This is a genomic window from Candidatus Rokuibacteriota bacterium (assembly GCA_016209385.1).
Lineage (GTDB): Bacteria > Methylomirabilota > Methylomirabilia > Rokubacteriales > CSP1-6 > JACQWB01.
Genome location: JACQWB010000059.1, coordinates 1 through 17496, shown reverse-complemented (window position 1 = coordinate 17496; position 17496 = coordinate 1). Strand labels below are relative to the sequence as shown.

Genomic DNA, 17496 nt, shown 5'->3' with positions numbered 1-17496 from the left:
GAAACCACCCGGACCCACCCCAGGAAGTTCTCCACGGTTTAAAAGATGATACCCGCCGGGCAGGGAGGGCTGACCGGAACGAGGTGCTCCTGGGCGTCGAGGGAACCGCGGCCAGCCGATATTTCGCTCACTTCGCGGGCATGCTGAAGCCAACGAATGGAAATCTGAGGACATTTGACTTCCAGAGCCGGAATCGGCGACCTCCCCGGGACGCCGTCAACGCCCTCCTCTCTTTCGCATATGCCATGCTCACTCGAGAATTTGCCGTGACGTTGTTCAGCGTGGGACTCGACCCGTATCTTGGATTCTTTCACCAGCCCCGCTATGGTCGGCCGGCCTTAGCTCTGGACCTGATGGAAGAGTTTCGCCCCTTGCTTGCCGACTCAGTGGTGCTGACCGTCATCAACAATGGGGAGGTGCGGCCGGAGGATTTCGTCTCAGGCATGGGGTCCGTGGCATTGACGCCAGGCGGCCGGACCCGGTTCCTCCAGGCGTACGAGCGGCGGATGAGCCAGGAGATCATTCATCCCACGTTCGGATACCGTATCAGCTATCGCCGCGTGCTGGAGGTGCAGGCGCGGCTTTTGGGGCGCTACCTGACGGGCGAGATCCCTGCGTATCCCTTTTTCTTGACGCGATGACCGATGAGGCGGCTCTATCTCGTGACATACGACATTTCTGATCCAGATCGCCTCAGGAAGGTGTTCAAGACAATGCGGGGGTTCGGCGAGCACCTTCAGCTCTCGGTCTTCCAATGCGACCTGACGCCGATGGCGCGGGTGGAGATGCAAGCCGCATTGGAAGGAGTCATCAATCATGAGGAGGACAAAGTGTTGATCATCGACTTGGGCCCGGCCGAAGCTCGGACGGTGCAAAGCATTCAGGCGCTGGGTCGGCAGGTGGGGGTGGTCAAACGTGGACCGGTCATCGTTTGAGGGCGTTGCCGAAGACGCGCGAGCGGTCTTGTGCGTAAGAAACGCCTGGGAGCGCTCGCAGGGCTATAAAGACTCGTTTTCGCGTGGATTCGAGCCATGAGGGCGTGCTCAAACGCATGGGGCGGACACGTGTGGAGATCTGTGGGATTTTGGTGCTCGCAGATATGTGTGCAACATCTCGGCTTTGCTACCGGGACTATGCGGAGCGTTTCCACGGCCCTCGGGCCGTGGCCCAATTGAAGGGGCGGCAAGAAGGGCGAGCAGCGTGCCGATCGCCTCGTTTCCACGGCCCTCGGGCCGTGGCCCAATTGAAGGGTCGCGTCCAGCGACTCCGCCTCGTAGGCGAGCGAGGTTTCCACGGCCCTCGGGCCGTGGCCCAATTGAAGGAGGATGGCAGGGTGTTGCTCCGCCCCGTGATTCTCCCCGCACTTGGAGCACGGCACCCGTCAGAGGCTCCTGGCTCGTTTTCGGGGACCGAATTCGTTTCTTCCCCTATAGGGTGAGGTTGGGAAGGAATCGAATTCGGGGTAGCCTGGCCTCCTTGTCCAATGGGCGACCCTGAGCCACGGCGACTGCCAGGGGGTACACGTCGACAAGCCCGCCTTCTGGGAGAAAGGACTCCCCGACGCAAACTACGGGCTCAGGCTCCTTGGCAAGGAGTTCCCCCCCGTCAGGGGGGTGGGAATTCGTTTCCTTCCCAACCACACCCTTAGTAGGGGGCAGGAATCGAATTCCGCTTCTACCCCCCCGCCCCCCTACCCCGGGGAGGAGCTAGCCGGGAATGGTTAGCGCGGGCGCTGGGGGGTTTCCTTCCCGCCGGTGCGCACGGGCTGTCGCCGGGGCTGACCTTCGGCGAGGGCGCGCTGCCAGGCGTCGGCCATCTCCTGATCGCGGTCAATCAGGATGACCTCTTTCAGGTGCCTGCCGGGGAAGGCGCGAATCGTCTCGATCATCGCGCGGGCGGCGTCGGCCTTGGGCACCCGACCCACGCCGGTTCCCATTCCCGGGAACGCGATCCGCTGGAGCTCATGCTGGTCGGCGAGGCGGAGGGCGGCGAGCGTGGCTTGGCGAACCCGCTCGGCGCTCGAGCGCTCGGCGGCCTGGACCATCGTGGCGGCGTGGAGGACATAGCGGCAGGGGAGACTCCGTGCCGGCGTCAGGACGGCGGTTCCGATCTCGATCGGCGCCTGGGCCCGCGCCTCGCGCTCGATCTCCCGGCCGCCCTTCGTCCTGATCGCCTTCGCGACGCCCCCGCCCATGGCGCCGCTCCGGTTGGCCGGGTTGACGATGGCGTCCACGGCCAGCGAAGTCAGGTCGCCGGCGCGAACGGTGATGCGAACGCCGCGGGGCGCGCTCACGGTCGGACGTCAGCGTTTGAGCGAGTAGACGAAGTCGGCGTCCCTGGGCCCGAGGTGGCACGCGACGCAGAGCGCCTGGCCGGAGGGGCCGCCGAACGCCAAGCGGAAGGGCTCGGTGGGCCGCGCCCGAAGATACTCCTCGAAGTACCACCCGTCCGCCTCGCGATACTGGCCCTTCAGCTTGCGCATGAGCGCCACCAGGTGGACGAACCCGTCCTTGACCCCGGATTTGACGATCACGGTCCCGGCGGGGAAGGGCGGCTTCGCCGTCGCGCCGACCGGGTTGACGTACACCGTCTTCGTGCCCGGGTGGGGGCCTTCGGTGGGGAGACCACCGGCGCGGAGGACCTTCCAGCGTTCGTAGCCCGCCAGGTCGTCGGGGAGCTGCGCGGCGGCGGGGACGGCCAGCGTCATCAGCAGCAGCCAGAGTCCGCTGAGTCGCCGCATCAGGAATGCCGTGCGCCGCGGATGCCAGCGCGCGATGGGGAGCGCGACCGGCTGGCGCGGCTATCCGGCCTGAGGCTCCCTGGTGACGGGCTCGAGAAACTCGAACGATTCGACGGTGACCCGGTACTGTTTCTCGACGCCCGCCGGGATAAGCCGGATCTCGAAGGGGGAGGACCCGTGGGGCGGGACGGCCTGGCCGACGTAGCCCCGAGCCCGGCTGACGACCTTGCCGTTCTGGTCCAGCCCCTCGGCCTTGAGGACCACGCGGGCAGGGAGGTCGCCCAGGTTCTGGACGTCGCCGAGGATGAGGATCCGGGACGGGCCGACGCGCTCGGCGCTCCAGCTGAGCTTGAGGAGCTTGTCCGACTGGGGGGAGAACCACTGGGCGGCGACCGGGCCCGCGCCGAGCAGCAGCGTGAGCGCCAGCGCCGGCAGGCGGATGCGGAGGTTACTCATACCTGAGGGCCTCGATGGGGTCCAGGCGTGAAGCCTTCTGGGCCGGGTAGAACCCGAAGAAGATTCCCACCGCCCCGGCAAAGCTGAAGGCCAGGAGGATCGCGCCGGGCTGGATGAGCGTGCGCCACTCGGCGAAGTAGGCGATGCCGTAGGAGCCCGCCAGGCCGGCCGCGATGCCGATCCCCCCGCCGATCAGCGACAGGGTGAGCGCCTCGACGAGGAACTGGGCCAGGATGTCGCGGCTCCGCGCGCCGACCGCCATGCGGAGACCGATCTCCCGGGTCCGTTCCGTCACGGACACCAGCATGATGTTCATGATCCCGATCCCGCCGACCATCAGCGAGACCGAGGCGATCGCGGCCAGCAGCATGGTCAGCACGCGCGAGGACTCCTCCTGGGTCTGGAGGACCTCGGAGAGGTTGCGGAGCCAGAAGTCGTCGTCCTGATACGGCTGGAGGCGGTGGCGCTGACGGAGGAGGTCCCGGATCTGCTGCTCGGTCTCCTTCATGACGTTGCCGTCACGCACCTTGATCGAGATGGCGCCCACGGCGCGGGCGTTGGCCTGGCTCACCCCCATCACCTTTTTCTTGGCGGTGGAGAGCGGCATCAGGATGATGTCGTCCTGGTCCTGACCCCACGTGCTCTGCCCCTTGCGCTCGAGGATCCCCACGACGGTGAAGGGGACCTTCCGGATCCTGATCACCTGATCGAGCGGATCGGAATCGCCGAAAAGGTTTTGGGCGACGGTCTGACCGAGGAGCGCCACCTTGGTGGCCCCGTCCACGTCCTGCTGGGTGAAGGGCTTGCCGGTGACGAGCCCCCACTCGCGCGCCTCGAAGAACTCCGGCGTCACCCCCTGGACGATGGTGGACCAGTTGAGGTTCCCGTACACGACCTGGCCGGTCCCGCGCATCGACGGCGCGGCGGCCTGGACGCTCGGGATCTCGCGCTGGATGGCCCAGGCGTCGTCCTCGGTGATCGTGAGCTGGGTGCCGTGGCCCAGGCGCACGCCGCCCGAGGTGACGGTCCCGGAGAGGATGATGATCAGGTTGGAGCCGAGGCTCCGGATCTGCTCGCCGACCCGCGCCTGGGCCCCGGCACCCACGGCCACCATGGTGATCACCGCGCCCACGCCGATGATGATCCCGAGCATGGTGAGCACGCTCCTGAGCTTGTTCACCCGGAGCGCTCTGAGGGCAATGCGCGCGCTCGCCCAGACGTTCATGCGGCCCTACGCCTCGATCTCCTCGGCGGGGAGCTGGGCGAGGAGCTGGCGGGCGTCCTTCCGCTCGGCGACCGGCGCGTCCCGGATCAGCTTGCCGTCGCGGAAGGCGAGGATGCGCCCCGCGTACTGGGCGATGTCGGCTTCGTGGGTGACCAGGACGATGGTGATCCCGCTCCGGTTGAGGTCCTGGAAGAGCGCCATGAGTTCGACGCTCGTCTGCGTGTCGAGGTTCCCGGTGGGCTCGTCGGCCAGGATCAGCACCGGCTCGTTGATCAGCGCGCGCGCGATCGCCACGCGCTGCTGCTGCCCGCCGGAGAGCTGGGCCGGGTGGTGGTGCTCGCGGTCGGCGAGCCCCACCGCCTCGAGCTTGGCGCGCGCTTTGGGCTGGCGCTGGCGAGGCGGCGTGCCGTTGTAGAGGAGCGGCAACTCCACGTTCTCCAGGGCGCTGACCCGGGGGAGGAGGTTGAAGGTCTGAAACACGAAGCCGATCTTTCTGTTGCGGATCCGCGCGAGCTGGTCCCGGCTGAGATTCGAGACGTCCTCGCCATCGAACAAGTAGCGCCCGGCCGTCGGCGTGTCGAGGCAACCGAGCAGGTTCATGAAGGTCGACTTGCCCGAGCCCGAGGGCCCCATGACCGCCACGAACTCGCCCGCGCGGATCGTGACCGACACGCCGCGGAGGGCGTGGACCGTATGACTGCCGAGCCGGTAGTCCTTGACGAGCCCCTGGGTCTGGATGAGGGCCTCTGCCATTTTCTAGAGCCTCAACCGCGGGCCGGTCCCTCCCGGTCCCCGTTGGGGGGCGGCTCGCTCGGTGGACCCTGCGATAACCTCCTGCCCCTCCCTCAACTCGCCATCCAGGACCTCGGTGAACGTCCCGTCGCTGATCCCGAGCCTGAGCGTGACGGCCTTGGGCTTTCCGTCCGGGCCCGGGGTCCAGACCCGGCCCGAGATCCCTCCGCGTGCGCCCACCTGATCGGCGACGAGCTGATCATACCGCGCCCGCTGCTCGGGGGTGAGGATCTCCTTGATCTTCTCGCGCGCGGCCTCCCGGATCCGCTGGGCCCGGGCGCGGCGCTCCGCGTCGGACAGGTTTTCTCCCCGGAGGGCCAGGACCTTCTGCCGGCTCTCCTGGAGGATGGGATCGAGCCGCCGCTGCTGCTCCTCGCCCAGGTTGAGGTCCTTCACGAGCCTCTCGCGGATCGCCTCGAGGGACTGGCCGCCGCCGGCCTGGCCCGCGCGCTCCGGTTGACCGCCGCGCGCTGTCGCGTCGGGCTCCACGCCCTGGGGCCTGAAGCGGAGCGCGGCGTTCGGGACCTTGAGGACACTCAGCTTCTGATCCACCACGAGCCTGACATTGGCGGTCATCCCGGGGAGCAGCTTCAGGTCCGCGTTCTGGGCCGAGACCACGACATCGTAGGTGACGACGTTCTGGACCACCTGGGGAGCCTTCCGGATCTGAACCACGTCGCCGCTGAAGGCCTGGCCCGGAAAGGAGTCAACCGTGAACGTCGCGCGCTGGCCGAGGCGGATCCGGCCGATGTCGGCCTCGTCCACGTTGGTGTCCACCTGCATCTGCGTGAGGTCCTGGGCGATGGTGAAGAGCGTGGGGGCCTGGAGGCTCGCGGCCACCGTCTGGCCGATGTCCACGTTGCGCGAGACCACGACGCCGTTGACGGGCGCCCTGATCACGGTGTGCTCCAGGTCTACCTGCGCCTGCTTGAGCGCGGCCTCGCGCTGGCGCACCTGGGCCCTGGCGGCCTCGAGCTGGGCCTCCGCCACCTTGCGCTGGGCCTCGACAGCGCGGATGGCCGAGGCCAGGGCCTGCTCCTGGGCGCGCGTCGCCTCGACCTGGGCGACGGCGGAGTCGTAGGTAGCCTGGGCGGTGTCCTTCTCGCTCTGGGCGATCAGCTCTCGCCTCAGGAGGTCGCTCTTCCGGTCCAGGTCGCGTTTGGCGTCCAGCATGGCCACCTGAGCCTTCGCCGTCTGGGCCCGGGCCCCGGCCTGCGCGGCCCGCGCGTTCTCCACGTCGGCGCGCGCCCGCTCGACCTGGGCCTGCTGGTTCAGGACCGCGGCCCGGGCGGCTTCGAGCTCGGCCTGGGCCTGTCTGACCTTGGCCTCGAAGATCTCGGCGTCGATCCGCGCGATGACCTGGCCCTTCTTCACCTGGGAGTTGAAGTCGGCCTGGAGCTCCTTGATCTGGCCCGAGATCTGGGAACCGACCTGGACGGTGATGACCGCGTTCAGGGTTCCCGTGGCTGAGACCGTCGCCGTGAGGGGCCCGCGCTCGACCTTGGCGAGCCGGTACCGGGGGGTGCTCCCCCGACTCTGCGTGTAGAAGTAGGCCCCCAGCGCGCCGGCAGCGGCGACGACGATCACGAGGAGCACGAGGGCGCGGCGTCTCATGCCGTCACGGTTTCGGGACCACGTGATACCCACTTCCCTGCGGGGCGGGCGTCGGCGTCTGCCCCGCCGGTGGGACGACGTAATAACCCCCTCCGCCGGGAGCGGGCGCCGGGGCGTTAGTGTCGCGGGCGAGCTGTCCCCGGATCGCGTAGGTCTGACGCGGGGCGATCTGGACCTCGGTGGTCAGCGGCAGGAACCCTGGAAAAGTGATGTCAACGCGGTGGGTTCCGGGCGCGAGGCTCAGAAATCCCTGGAGGCCTGCGAACTGCCCCGCCCGCCCGGCCCGCTGCCCGTCCACGTAAATCTCGGCCTCACGCGGCTCGACGTCGATCCTGAGATAGCCCAGGTCCACCCCTGACGGCGCTGAAGGTGTCGCCGGGACCGGAGGGACACCTGGCACTGCCGGCGCTGGCATCCCCGGGAGGACGCCGGGCAGGTTCAGGGGGTTGCCCCAGGCGTCGAGCGGGACGTACACGAATCCCGACCCATGGGGCACCAGCACGTAGGTGCTTAACGCTCCGGGCGCCGGCGCGTAGAACGGCACGACCTGGGCTTCGGCCTGGGCGAGCAGGGAAGCGCCCAGGGCGAGAACGGCCACCACGGCGCACTGTCGCGGGCTCATCATCAGTTTGACGGCTCTCCCTTCCTCCCTCTTCTCACCGCCGGCCCAGGGCACGCTCGAGCCGGGAGACGGCGATGCGATAGTCGGTCAGGGCCTTCGCCTCGGTCGACTGAGCCTGGGTCAGCGCGAGCTGGGCGTCGGTCAGCTCGATGATGGTCCCCACGCCCGCGTCGAACCGGCCCTGGGCGAGGCGGAAGTTCTCCTGGGCCGACTCCACGGCCTTCTTCGCCGCGGCGATCCGCTCCTGCGCTTCCTGGAGGTTCAGGTGCGCCTGGACCACTTCCTGCCCGATGGAGAGCTCGAGGGCCTGGACACGCGCGCGGGACGCCTCCACGTTCTTCTTGGCTTCCTGGTAGCGCGCGATGCGGTTGCCGCCGTCGAAGATCGACCAGCTAAGCGTGACGCTGAGCTGCCAGATCTCGGCGAGGTCGTCGGTCGGGCTCGTGGGGTTCCTGAACGTGCCTCCGTACGAGCCGGCGCCGGAGACATCGGGGAAAAAGTTCCGGAACGCCTGGCGCACGGACGCCTCGGCCGAGGTCACGAGCGCGTTGACCCGCCGGTACTCGAACCGCGTCCGAAGGGCCTCGGGGATCAGTTGGGCCTGGTCCACGGGGTACGCTTCGAAGGAGAGGATATCCTGGACCTCCGTCGGGGCGACCACGCTGATGCCCATGGCGGTGTTCAGCGCCACGCGCGCCAGGCTCACCGCGTTGCGCGCCTGGATCAGCGTGACCTGGGCGTTGGCCAGGTCAACCTCGGCCCGCGTGACGTCGAACTTCGGCCGCGTTCCCACCTGGAAGAAGCCCTGGGCGCTCCGAAGATTCAGCTCGGCCCGCTTCACGGCCTCCGCGTTCACCGTCACCAGGCGCTTCCCGAAGAGGAGGGTGAAATAGGCTTCCTTCACGGCGAGGATCACGAGGTCCTTCTGGGTTTCCGCGTCGAGGCGCGACACCTCGGCCTGGGCGCGCGCGACATCGGTGGCGGCGAAGGTTTTCCCGAAGTCGAAGAGGATCTGGGAGAGCGTGACCAGGGCGGTCTGGTTGGTGCTGAAGAGCGGCCTCGGACGGGGCGCGGCTCCACCGATGCTGCCGGAGAAAAACTCGCTCTCCTGCCGGTTGGCCGTCCAGGTGCCGCTGAGCTGGGGGAGGACGGGGGCAAGCGCCTGGTCGATGCGGAAGCGCGCCGCCTCGTAGTCGCGGAGGCGCGCCTGGATGTTGGGCTCGGTCGCCAGGGCGATGGCGATCGCCTCCTCCAGGGAGAGGACCTTCTCCGGGGCTGGCGGCGGAGCGGGCTGCTGGGCATCCGCTTCCCGGACAGGGAGGAGCCCGCAAATCGCCAGGATGAGTACCAGCAGGAGGCAGACGGCCTGGGAGTGTCTCATTCGCGGTCTCCTCGCGTGTCGTGTCGGTGATGGGCCCGGCCTCGAAGCTTCATCATGCGCGATCTCCTTCCACCTGGGACCATATGGTGCGCGGGAACCGCTCCTCTACCATAGCGTACAGGGTCGGGATCAGCACCAGGGTGAAGAACGTGGAGACCAGGAGCCCGCCGATGACCGCCCGCGCCAGGGGCGCGTTGGCCTCGGTCCCGACGCCGAACGCCAGGGCCATGGGAAGCAGGCCGACGACCGTGGTCAGCGTGGTCATCAAGATCGGGCGGAGGCGGGTGCGGCCGGCGAGCGGCACAGCCTCGTGGAGGGGCACGCCGCGACGCCGGAGCTCGTTGGTGTACTCCACCAGGAGCACGCCGTTGCTGACGACGATCCCGACCATCATGATGATCCCCATGAAGGACGTGGTGGAGAGCGTGGTGTTGGTCAGAAACAGGGCCCAGAGGACCCCGATGAGGCCCATGGGGACGGAGAACATGATCAGGAACGGGTCCATCAGGGAGCGGAACTGGGACGCCAGCACCATGTACACGAGGATGAGCGCCAGGAGGGAGGTGAAGAAGAGGCTGCCGAAGGCCTCGCGCTGCTGCTCGGTCTGGCCCCCGAGCTTCAGCGTGAACCCCGGCGGCAGCGGCATTTGGGTCAGTTTGGCCTCGAGGTCCTCCGAGATGCTCCCCAGGTCCCGGCCCACCGGGTTGGCCGAGATCCGCACCAGCCGCTGCTGGTACTTCCGCTCGATCTCGACGGGCCCCGTGGATTGGCGGATCTCGGCGATCGTGGAGATCTGAACGGGTTTGCCGTTGATCGTGACGAAGAGCTTCTCCAGGTCCTCCTTGGTGCTCCGGAACGGCTCGTCGAGCTGGACTACGACGTTGTACTGGTTCCCGGTGGCGGGATCCGTGAAGATGGACGGGTTCACGCGGGCATTGCTGTTCAGGGAAAAGAGCGTGGCCTGAGCGATGTCGCGCTGGGAGAGACCCGCGGCCGCAGCCTTCTGGCGATCCACCATCACCTCGAACTGGGGGTAGTTTTCCTCGCGGGAGATGTTGACGTCGGCAACCCCGGCGCTCTCCCGCATGACCCGCGCGACCTCCCGGGACAGGGCCTGGGCGGTGGGAAGGTCGTAGCCGAGCTGCTCGACCTCGATCGGGTTCCCGGCTCCGAAGCTGAGGACGCGGGAGACGATCCCACCCAGGTTGAAGTGGTAGGTGGTCCCGGGGAACTGGCTGTCGAACTTCGACCGGAGGGCGTTGACGATCGCCCGGTCGCTCCGCGTCCGCTGGTCCGGCGTGGCCAGGTAGACCTGGACCTGCGCCGAGTGCGGGCCCGTGTTGGCCGTGAAGACGGCGGACCGCCCCTGCGGGATCCCCACGTTGGACACGATGGCCTTGTACTCGTCGGGCTTCAGGCTCGCGCGGACGATCTCCTCCATGCGCTTCACGATCCGCTCGGTCTCCTCCACCCGCGTGCCGATCGGCGCGCGGACGATGATCCGGAACTGGCTCTCGTCCGAGCGGGGGAAGAACTCCGTGCCGATGAGCGGGGGGAGCCCGAGGTAGGGAGTGGCCACCAGGGTCAGGCTCGCCAGAAAGGCCGCCAGCGTGGAGATCACGACGGTGCGCCGGTGCCGGAGGGCCCATTCGAGGACGCCCTGGTAACGGGCATCCAGGCCGTCGAAGAACCGCTGGCTCCAGCCGAAGACCCGATCCCTGAGCTGCGTCGATCCGGGAGGAACGTCACGGACCGGCTTCAGCCAGTAGAGCGACAGGAGCGGGGTGACGGTCCGCGACACCAGGAAGGAGCCGAAGAGCGAAAACGAGATGGTGAACGTGAGGGGGATGAAGAGGAGTTTGGTCTGCCCCTCCAGAAAGATCGTGGGGAGGAAGACCACGATCGTGGTGATGGTGGCCACGAAGATCGGCATGGCCACCTCCCGCGCCGCGTCCAGCACCGCCTGGCGGCGCGACGTTCCGGCCATGTTCAGGTGCCGGTTGATGTTCTCCAGCTCCACGATCGAGTCGTCGACGAGCCGCCCGACGGCGAGCGCCAGCCCTCCCAGCGTGAACACGTTCAGGGTCTGGTTCAGGAAGTACATGCTGATGAACGTCAGGAGGATAGAGAGCGGGATGGCGATGGAGATGATGAGCGTTGAGACGAGGCTCCGCAGGAACACGAAGATCACCAGAAAGGCCAGGGCCGCGCCCTGGATCGCCTCGCGCCAGAGGCTCTCGATGGCCTGCCGGATGTAGAGGGACTGGTCGAAGGTGAGGTTCAGGTTGACCCCCCGGGGGATCCCGAGGAGCTTGGGCATGAGGTCCCTGACCGCGTCCACCACCCCGACCGTGTTGGCCCCCGGTTGCTTGTTGACCCGGAGGAAGACGGCCCGCTCCCCGTTGACCCGGACGACCGAGGTCTGGGTTTCGTGGGAGTCCACGACGTAGCCTAGGTCCTTGATGTGGATCGGCACGGCGCCGGGACGGGCCACCACGATCGACTCCATCGGCTGGATGATCCGGAACTGGTTGTTCGTGAAGATGTTGTAGTCGGTCCTGCCGATCTTGATCTCCCCGGAGGGGAGGAGGAAGTTGGAGTCGTTGACAGCGCGGACCACGTCCAGGACCGAGATCCCCTTGGCGTAGAGGAGGTCCCGGTTCAGGTTGACCGTGATCTGACGAACCTTGCCGCCGTCCACCGACGCCGAGGCGACCCCGGGCAGCCGCTCGATCTGGGGCTCCACGGTGTTGTAGGCGAGGTCGTAGAGCTGTTTTTCGTCCAGCCCGCCGCCCGAGACCGTGATCAGGCAGACGGGGATGTTGGAGAGGTCGAAACGCAGGATGAACGGCTGCTTGATTCCGGCCGGGAGCGTGTTGAGGATCTGCTGGATCCGCTGGATGACCTCGGTCTGGCCCGCGGTGATGTCGGCGCCCCAGTTGAACCAGACCCGCACCGTCGAGAGCCCCTGGCGGGATTTGGACTCGACGAACCGGACGTCGCTCACCGCGCTGACGGCCTTCTCGATGGGGTAGGTGACGGTTTTCTCCACATCGGGCACGCCCGCGCCGGTGTAGGTTGTGCCGATGTTGATGATGGGGAGGTTGATGTTGGGGAAGAGATCGATGGGCAGACGGGTCAGGGCCACCCACCCCAGGAGGGCGGTGGCGACCGAGGCCATCAAGACTGCGATGGCGTTCCGGAGCGCGAGGAGGGTGAGCCACATGGTGCGATTACTTTACGGGCACGGTGCGGACCTTCTGGCCGTCGCGAACCAGCTCCTTGCCCTCGACGATCACCGCCTCGTTGCCGGAGAGCCCCTGGGTGACCTCGACCAGCGTCCCTTCGCTGACTCCCACCGCCACCGGTCGGCGCACCACGGTGCCGTCCTGGACCAGGTAGAGCACCGGCCCACCGTCCTCAAACCTGACCGCCTCCCCGGGGACCAGGAGGGCTCCCGGGTGGGTGGTCACCAGGAGCTCCACACGAGCGTACATGCCGGGCTTGAGCAGGTGGTTCGGGTTCTGGATCTCCATCTCGAGCCCCATGGTGCGGGTCCGGGGATCCAGGGCGTGGACGGCGCGCGTCGCGCCTGCAGAGAAGACCTTGCCCGGGTAGGCGTCCACCAGGACCCGGGCCGTCGAGCCCACCCCGACCAGGGAGATGTCGCGCTCCTGGATTTCCACCTGGACTTTGACGGTGTCGATGTTCTGGAGAATGAGGATTCCCACAGAAGCGATGTTGGTGCCGGCGGCCTGGGCGTTGACCGACGCGCCCGGGTCCAGGTTGCGCTGGGAGATGTACCCGGCGAAGGGCGCAGTGATGCGGGCGTTGTCCAGGTTGGTCTGGGCGATCTTGAGGGCCGCGCGTTCACGGTCGAGCTGGGCCCGGGCCAGATGGACCTGGCTCTCCTGAGTCTCGACCTGGCTCCGCGCCACGGCCAGCTGGGCATCGGCCGCAGCCAGTGAGGCTTTGGAGGACTCGGCGGCGGTGCGGGCGTTGTCGCGCTCCATGGCTGAGATCAGCCCCCGGTCCAGGAGGTCCTGATGCCGCTGGTAGTTGCGCCAGTCGTTTTCCTGGACAGCCTTCGCCCGCACCAGGTTGGCCTCCTGGCTGAGCACTGCCGCCCGCGCGGCGACCGTGTTCGACTCGGCCACCCGGAGGTTCGCCTCGGCTGTCGCCACCGAGGCCCTGGCCTGCTCGGCGGCAGCCTGGAGCTCGTCGTCCTCGATCTCAACCAGGAGTTGCCCTGGCTTCACGAGATCTCCTCGCTCGACACCGATCCTCCGGATGTAGCCGCTCACCTTGGAGAAAATCGCGACCTGCTTGTTCGGGAGCACGTCGGCGGTGTAGGCCAGTTTGACCTCGACGTCCTTCAGGACGGGCGCCGCCACCCCGACGACCACCTCGAACTGAGGGCGGGGGACCGACTGCGCCTGCTGATTTTTGAGACGGAAGGCCACGAGCCCCCCGACCACGATGGTGAGGATCAGGAGAACCGCGCCCAGGCGGTGTCTGCGGAGGAACGCCATCCTAGTTCCTCGGAGGGGGGCCACCCACGCCTTCGGCGCGGGTACCCGCCCCTTCCGAGCCTCCCCCCGCGAGGGGGTTGCGCGGGCAAAGCCCGCGCTCGGAGCGCTTCGCTCCGGAGCGCGAGAACACGCGGGCGGGAGAGGCTCTTTTCGGCATCCTGCTAGTCCAGCTACTGGGCTCCGCTCCCCGGGCCCAGCGTGCCGCGGAAGAAGACGTCAACGATGAGAGCCGCGAGGGCCTCCGGGGGCACTTCCTCCGAGTGGTTGAGCACGGCGGCCCAGACCATTCCGATCAGGAGGGAAGGGGTCGCGGTCGGGTCCACGGCCCTGAATACGCCGCCGGCCGCGCCTTTCTCCAGGACCCGGCCGAGCAGCATCGCGATGTGCCGCCGCCGGGCCTGGAACAGCTCACGCTTCCTCACCATCAGCCGGGCCTCGTCGCCGTTCAGGATCCGGAAAGAGGCCAGGTGCTCGCTGAAGGTATGGACGATGGCGCCCACCATTCGGGCGAGGGTCTGGTCAGGAGGCAAGGCGGCCTTCTCCTCCTCCTCGAGCCGCTCGGTCAGGAGGAGGAGCGCTGAGTCGAGCAGCGCGAGGTAGAGGTCCTCCTTGGAATCGAAGTAGCGGTAGAGGGTGCCCTTGCCGACCCGGGCCCGGCGGGCCACCTGGTCCATGCTGACCGCGTGGTAGTTGTGGGCCGAGAAGATCCGGGAGGCGACCTCCAGGATGTGCCGGCGCTTCTTTTCGCGCCACGGGGCGAGGGGCTCTGGAGCCATAAAAAATGGAACTGACCGGTCAGTACCGGGTATTGTGTCGGCTCTCCGGGCCACTGTCAAGGCAACGCTTGTGAATGTGCTCACCCGGACTTGGTCACTCAGCACTTTTTTCTTGACTCCCGCTAAATCTTGTATGGTAGGCTACGCTTCGCTACACAATATTGTGCTTGGAAGGTTCGTACACCGTTCGGGACCATGGACCGGCTCAGGTTTCCTAAAAGGGAGAGCGCTTCTTCCTGGCGCCGGCGTCGCCCAGGCGCGGACCACCTGGCAGGCTAACTTCAGACCCGAGAGAGGGAGGCCGTATGTTCTCCGCCACGCGCCCTTCAAGAGTCGGAAAGTGGACCGAACCCGCGCTGCGCGTGCTCAGGGAGCGCTACCTGACGCGCAAGGGTGATGAGGTCCTGGAGACCCCCGAAGAGATGTGCTGGCGGGTGGCCCAGTGCCTGGCCCAGGCCGAAGAGCGCTGGGGAAAGAGCCCGGGGGCGGTCCAGGAGGTCGCCGCGGCCTTCTACGACCTGATGGTCGACGGTTTCCTGTTGCCGAATTCTCCCACGCTCATGAACGCCGGCAAGGGGAACCAGCTCCAGTACTCGGCCTGCTACGTCCTTCCGGTGGGTGACTCGATGGAGGAGATCTTCGACGCGGTGAAGGCTGCCGCGATAATTCATAAAAGTGGCGGCGGAACCGGTTTTGCGTTCTCGCGGCTCCGCCCGAAGGACGACGTCGTGTCCTCGACTGGAGGCAAAGCCTCGGGTCCCGTCTCCTTCCTCCGCGTCTTCAACGGCGCCACTGAAGCCGTGAAACAGGGCGGATGCGTGACCCCCAACACGCGAGTGGCCACGAACAGGGGTCTCGTCGAGATCAGGCACCTCGGTCCTGCCGAGGCCTCCCCTGACAGTTGGCATCCGCACGGAGAGGGACCTCTCTTTGTCGCTACCGATGAGGGTCCGAAGCAGTCCGACGAGTTCTACAACCACGGTGTCGCGCTCGTGCGCCGGATCCGGACCCGACACGGCTATTCGGTCTGCGCCACTTACGCGCATCGCCTGAGGGTCGTCGATGAGGACGGGCGCTACGTGTGGAAGGCACTCGAAGACATCAAGGTCGGCGATTGGGTGGCGCTCCAGAAGCGCACCTATCTGCCGGCGAAAGGGTTCCGCTTCCCTGACTTTCGCTTTGAGCGCCATCCGAACGCGACACCGATCCGGATCCCCGACGCGCCAACGGGGGAATTGGGGGAGTTCATCGGATACTTCCTCGGGGACGGCGCGGTGTCGGTGAACAAGCGGGGAACGGGCCGCGTGATGACGGTCAGCCAGGTGGAGCCCGATGTCGCTCACCGGCTGCTCGAACTCGGAGAGCGGCTCTTCGGCCTCCGCCCCGTCCGGCAGACGCGACCGGGTGATGCTAGCGAGAACTACTTCTTCAACTCTACGACCCTGGTCGCCTGGCTCAGGGCGGTGGGCGTTGAGAAGCGATCTTCGCTCGATGCGCGCCTGCCTGAGCTGGCGTTTTGCGCGGGGCCGGAGTTCGCTCGGGGCCTGCTCCGGGGGCTCTTCACCGCTGACGGAACGGTTTCCAAGGATGGATACCCCTCCCTCTCGAGCACGTCGAAGGCCCTGGTTGAAGACGTCCAGCAGCTCTTGCTCGCCCTCGGAGTGCCGTCGGGTGTGAGCGTCGTTACCAGGCGCAGGGGCGCGTTCGGGCAGCATCCGCTCCATCGCCTGCGGGTTATTACCCACGATGGGCTTCGGGTCTTCGCCGGGGAGATCGGGTTCTTTTCTGCCGCCAAGGCCGCGCGGCTTCAGCGCGGCTTCGAGAAGGCCTGGGAGTTTAACGATGTGATTCCCTTCCAGGGTGCGCTGCTCCGCTCGCTCTATGGCGGACCCGGGCGCGGTAGCGGCCCCAACCGGGGCCTCCGCGGTGCGAATCGGAAGCTCTACCGGGCGCTCCAGCACTACTTCCCGCGCGTGGCGGCGCCGCGGCACCTGATGCGCTCGCGGCTTCAGAAGCTCGCGGCGGTGCATCCTGAGGTTGCAGCCCACCCGACGCTCGCGTGGTTTCTGTCGAACGACCAGTTCTATGACCAGGTCGCGAAGATCGAGGAGGGCGAGTCCCTGACCCTGGACCTCTCGGTGCCGGAGAATAATACGTACATCGCGAACGGGTTCGTCAGCCATAACACCCGTCGCGGCGCGAACATGGGGATCCTCAAGGTTGACCACCCGGACATCCTGGAGTTCATCGAGTGCAAGCTCGACGGCGGGATCACCAACTTCAACATCTCGGTCGCCGCGACGGACCGCTTCATGGAGGCGCTGGCCCGCGGCGAGGAGTACGAGCTGGTCAACCCGCGCTCGGGGAAGGTGACAGGGACGCTCTCGGCGCGCGAGGTGTTCAATCGCATCGTGAGCGCGGCGTGGCGCACCGGCGACCCGGGGATGGTCTTCATCGACCGGATCAACAAGAGCCCAGCGAACCCGACGCCGGAGGTGGGGATGGTCGAGGCGACTAATCCTTGCGTGACGGGCGACACCCTGGTGGCCACCCCGGAAGGGTTGCGTCGGGTTGACACCATCCGGCCCGGGGACCTCATCGCCAGCGTCAAAGGTCCCCGCCCTGTCGAGCGAGTGGAAACCTATCGCGATACGCCAGTCTTTCGCCTTCGGTTTTCGGACGGGGGGACCCTCCGGGTCACCGCCGGTCATCAATTCTATGTGTATCGAGAGGGTGCGGGCTTTGGCCCGATCCGGCTCGATCGATGCCGTCCTGGCGATGAAGTTGCTACGCTGCATGATGGCATCCGTGGCAGAGCGAAGATCCTTAGCGTTGAGTCGGCTGGCGTGGAAACCACATACGATCTCTATGAACCGGAAACAGATACGTGGATCACCGAGGGCTATGTGAGCCGAGGGTGCGGGGAACAACCCCTCTTACCGAACGAAGCATGTAACTTGGGTAGCATCAACGTCTCCAAGTTCGCCAAGCGCGCGCCCAGCGGCGAGTGGAGCATCGACTGGGAGGAGCTGGAGCGGGTGGTGCGGCTCTCCGTCCGCTTCCTGGACGACGTCATCGAGATGAACCCGTACCCGCTCCCCGAGATCGACGTCACCGTGAAGTCGAACCGGCGGATCGGGCTCGGGGTCATGGGGTGGGCGGACCTCCTCTTTGTCATGGGGATCCCCTACGACAGCCAGGCGGCCCTCGAGCTGGCCGATCAGCTCATGGCCTTCATCGAGGAGAAGGGGCACGACCAGTCGGCCAAGCTGGCCGAGGAGCGCGGGCCGTTCCCGAACTGGTACCACTCCATCTACAAGAACGACCGGCCGCTCAGGAACTCGACGGTGAGCACGAT

The 17496-nt window shown here is 67.0% G+C and carries 14 protein-coding genes, 1 pseudogene and 1 CRISPR repeat array; of the genes and pseudogenes, 4 read left to right on the top strand and 11 right to left on the bottom strand.

Annotated elements, in window-relative coordinates:
• On the top strand, positions 1-641 hold a 641-nt coding region (gene cas1, locus HY726_04345; GenBank protein MBI4608221.1), incomplete at its 5' end, for a CRISPR-associated endonuclease Cas1.
• Between the two features lie 3 nt (positions 642-644).
• Positions 645-935 carry a CRISPR-associated endonuclease Cas2 gene (gene cas2 / locus HY726_04340; GenBank protein MBI4608220.1) on the top strand — a complete coding sequence of 97 codons (291 nt, stop codon included), beginning with the start codon at positions 645-647 and terminating at the stop codon, positions 933-935.
• A gap of 206 nt (positions 936-1141) precedes the next feature.
• Positions 1142-1322: a CRISPR direct-repeat array (repeat unit 36 nt; unit sequence GTTTCCACGGCCCTCGGGCCGTGGCCCAATTGAAGG).
• 398 nt (positions 1323-1720) lie between these two features.
• On the opposite strand, the gene HY726_04335 is transcribed toward cas2, so the two are convergent.
• From HY726_04335 to HY726_04285, 11 genes are all read right to left on the bottom strand, one after another.
• On the bottom strand, positions 1721-2194 hold the full coding sequence (locus HY726_04335; GenBank protein MBI4608219.1) for a macro domain-containing protein: 474 nt from the start codon (positions 2192-2194) through the stop codon (positions 1721-1723).
• Positions 2195-2302: 108 nt separating this feature from the next.
• Positions 2303-2740, bottom strand: coding sequence for a cytochrome P460 family protein (locus HY726_04330; GenBank protein MBI4608218.1), 438 nt, complete (start codon positions 2738-2740; stop codon positions 2303-2305).
• A gap of 60 nt (positions 2741-2800) precedes the next feature.
• On the bottom strand, positions 2801-3196 hold the full coding sequence (locus tag HY726_04325; protein ID MBI4608217.1) for a hypothetical protein: 396 nt from the start codon (positions 3194-3196) through the stop codon (positions 2801-2803).
• Positions 3189-4421, bottom strand: a complete 1233-nt coding sequence (locus HY726_04320; GenBank protein MBI4608216.1) for an ABC transporter permease — start codon at positions 4419-4421, stop codon at positions 3189-3191. Before HY726_04320 ends, HY726_04325 begins: the two co-directional genes overlap by 8 nt.
• A gap of 6 nt (positions 4422-4427) precedes the next feature.
• Positions 4428-5174 (bottom strand): ABC transporter ATP-binding protein, encoded by a 747-nt coding sequence (locus HY726_04315; protein ID MBI4608215.1) that lies wholly within the window; start codon positions 5172-5174, stop codon positions 4428-4430.
• A gap of 3 nt (positions 5175-5177) precedes the next feature.
• Positions 5178-6827, bottom strand: a complete 1650-nt coding sequence (locus tag HY726_04310) for an efflux RND transporter periplasmic adaptor subunit (protein ID MBI4608214.1) — start codon at positions 6825-6827, stop codon at positions 5178-5180.
• Between the two features lie 4 nt (positions 6828-6831).
• On the bottom strand, positions 6832-7452 hold the full coding sequence (locus HY726_04305; GenBank protein ID MBI4608213.1) for a PEGA domain-containing protein: 621 nt from the start codon (positions 7450-7452) through the stop codon (positions 6832-6834).
• Positions 7453-7483: 31 nt separating this feature from the next.
• On the bottom strand, positions 7484-8830 hold the full coding sequence (locus tag HY726_04300) for a TolC family protein (protein ID MBI4608212.1): 1347 nt from the start codon (positions 8828-8830) through the stop codon (positions 7484-7486).
• 52 nt (positions 8831-8882) lie between these two features.
• Positions 8883-12056, bottom strand: a complete 3174-nt coding sequence (locus tag HY726_04295) for an efflux RND transporter permease subunit (protein MBI4608211.1) — start codon at positions 12054-12056, stop codon at positions 8883-8885.
• A gap of 7 nt (positions 12057-12063) precedes the next feature.
• Positions 12064-13362, bottom strand: coding sequence for an efflux RND transporter periplasmic adaptor subunit (locus tag HY726_04290; protein ID MBI4608210.1), 1299 nt, complete (start codon positions 13360-13362; stop codon positions 12064-12066).
• 170 nt (positions 13363-13532) lie between these two features.
• On the bottom strand, positions 13533-14138 hold the full coding sequence (locus HY726_04285; protein MBI4608209.1) for a TetR/AcrR family transcriptional regulator: 606 nt from the start codon (positions 14136-14138) through the stop codon (positions 13533-13535).
• Between the two features lie 305 nt (positions 14139-14443).
• Between HY726_04285 and HY726_04280 the strand changes: the two are divergent.
• Both HY726_04280 and HY726_04275 read left to right on the top strand, forming a co-directional pair.
• Positions 14444-14953, top strand: a pseudogene (locus tag HY726_04280) (ribonucleotide-diphosphate reductase subunit alpha).
• Positions 14939-17496 (top strand): hypothetical protein (locus tag HY726_04275; GenBank protein MBI4608208.1); only part of this gene is annotated, 2558 nt, incomplete at its 3' end. The pseudogene HY726_04280 and the gene HY726_04275, both read left to right, overlap by 15 nt.

What these genes read in the sequence shown, in the direction of transcription:
- cas2 (MBI4608220.1), top strand. Translation starts at nt 645, where the DNA reads ATGAGGCGGCTCTATCTCGTGACATACGACATTTCTGATCCAGATCGC.
- HY726_04335 (MBI4608219.1), bottom strand. Translation starts at nt 2,194, where the DNA reads ATGGGCGGGGGCGTCGCGAAGGCGATCAGGACGAAGGGCGGCCGGGAG.
- HY726_04330 (MBI4608218.1), bottom strand. Translation starts at nt 2,740, where the DNA reads ATGCGGCGACTCAGCGGACTCTGGCTGCTGCTGATGACGCTGGCCGTC.
- HY726_04325 (MBI4608217.1), bottom strand. Translation starts at nt 3,196, where the DNA reads ATGAGTAACCTCCGCATCCGCCTGCCGGCGCTGGCGCTCACGCTGCTG.
- HY726_04320 (MBI4608216.1), bottom strand. Translation starts at nt 4,421, where the DNA reads ATGAACGTCTGGGCGAGCGCGCGCATTGCCCTCAGAGCGCTCCGGGTG.
- HY726_04315 (MBI4608215.1), bottom strand. Translation starts at nt 5,174, where the DNA reads ATGGCAGAGGCCCTCATCCAGACCCAGGGGCTCGTCAAGGACTACCGG.
- HY726_04310 (MBI4608214.1), bottom strand. Translation starts at nt 6,827, where the DNA reads ATGAGACGCCGCGCCCTCGTGCTCCTCGTGATCGTCGTCGCCGCTGCC.
- HY726_04305 (MBI4608213.1), bottom strand. Translation starts at nt 7,452, where the DNA reads ATGATGAGCCCGCGACAGTGCGCCGTGGTGGCCGTTCTCGCCCTGGGC.
- HY726_04300 (MBI4608212.1), bottom strand. Translation starts at nt 8,830, where the DNA reads ATGAGACACTCCCAGGCCGTCTGCCTCCTGCTGGTACTCATCCTGGCG.
- HY726_04295 (MBI4608211.1), bottom strand. Translation starts at nt 12,056, where the DNA reads ATGTGGCTCACCCTCCTCGCGCTCCGGAACGCCATCGCAGTCTTGATG.
- HY726_04290 (MBI4608210.1), bottom strand. Translation starts at nt 13,362, where the DNA reads ATGGCGTTCCTCCGCAGACACCGCCTGGGCGCGGTTCTCCTGATCCTC.
- HY726_04285 (MBI4608209.1), bottom strand. Translation starts at nt 14,138, where the DNA reads ATGGCTCCAGAGCCCCTCGCCCCGTGGCGCGAAAAGAAGCGCCGGCAC.